This window comes from Candidatus Cloacimonadota bacterium, from assembly GCA_011372345.1.
Taxonomy (GTDB): Bacteria; Cloacimonadota; Cloacimonadia; order Cloacimonadales; family TCS61; genus DRTC01.
Genome location: DRTC01000044.1, coordinates 1 through 1,530, shown reverse-complemented (window position 1 = coordinate 1,530; position 1,530 = coordinate 1). Strand labels below are relative to the sequence as shown.

The window sequence follows — 1,530 nt, the reverse complement described above, 5'->3', positions numbered from 1 at the left end:
CTAAAACATGATGATAATTCGATTTATATAACCCAATACGGTCCATTTCCTGAAATCGATTCCGACTTATCTTTTTCTAACGAACCTGCCGACTATTCTCAGCAGCAACTAACTTTGGATATTCCAGCAAGTGTAGCAAATCCAAAAATAGCTATTGCAAATATGTACTGGAGTGATACTGGTGAAGGTTTCTTTTTCTATTGGGGAATTTGTGTAGAAAATTATCTTTTAGATTGTAACGATGATCAATGGAATGCAGATTTATATATGATGAACAATGTATATGCTAGTACTGGTAATACATCCTCAATTTGCGTGTGTTCTCTCGATGATGAATTTTTCATGTATAATTATTTTACTTCTCCATTTCATTGTATAGACGGAAGTATTGGAAGTTTTTTAAATTTTGTTCCCACAATTGTCGATTATCTTTCTCCTGATGGAGAACAATTATTTTTTGGACAATCTCCGCTATTTATAAAATCTTTTTTTACTTATGATAATAATTTATTCCGTCCATATATAGAAATTATCGGGTATAACAATGAAGCCCGTGATTACGATATGCGAAATTCCACATTTTCACTTTATGATTCAACTGGAGACCTGTTTGCGGAGGGAGAATTACTGGATTTGTGGGAATCTTATTTACCTCCGGATGAATATACTCTAATGGTTGAAGATACGAATTTTAGTCTGAAAGGATTAGCGGGTACAGGAAGATTAACAAATATTTTCGATTCGAGTCTTGAAATGCCGAATCCACCTTATATAAATGCTTTCCAGATTCGAAATGAAGACGATAAGCCGGTTAATCAGCTTGAACAGAATGATATCTCTTCTCTTTTGGTTTCAATAGCAGATAGCGAATTGATCGGTAATGAGTATGTTTATTTTCCGGTTATTACCGATTCAGTTAAAGCTTTTTATAAAGAACATTTTGCAGAAACCTGGTCTGAATTGGATGTAGAATTCATTCATGATTATGATGATTATCATACCTGGACTTTCGGAAAAGTTTTTTCAGCAGACCTTTCGTCTTTAACTGCCATAGATTCTGTTGCTTATGATTTGAAAATATGCACTCAGGATGAAGAAGAAAATTATACTGAATTTATTCTCGAACCTGCTTTTACCGTAGGAAATTTTGATGCAACTTCTATTTCTGATAATGAGATACCGAATAAAGATCCTAATGAACTTTTTTTATCTAATTTTCCGAATCCGTTCAATTCAACGACTACAATATCTTTTTCTATCAAAGAAAACATAAAGAATGCAGAAATTTCCATCTATAACTTAAAAGGACAAGAAGTTAAGCAATTAACGATTGACGATTGTCGATCTTCGATTGAATGGAATGCAACAGATGAATTTGGAAAAATAGTTTCGAATGGTGTTTATTTTTATAAATTAAATGTAAATAATGAAACAAAAGCAGTTCGTAAAATGATATTATTAAGGTAGCACAGAATTGTATTCTGTGGAAAACTTGAGTTAAGTTTTCAATTTGCATAAGAAGGACAACTT

At 32.3% G+C, this 1,530-nt stretch carries 1 protein-coding gene; it reads left to right on the top strand.

Annotated features, from left to right (window positions below; genetic code table 11):
* The coding region (locus ENL20_00775) for a T9SS type A sorting domain-containing protein (protein ID HHE37094.1) at positions 1–1,467 on the top strand (1,467 nt) is incomplete at its 5' end.
* Positions 1,468–1,530 lie beyond the last annotated feature (63 nt).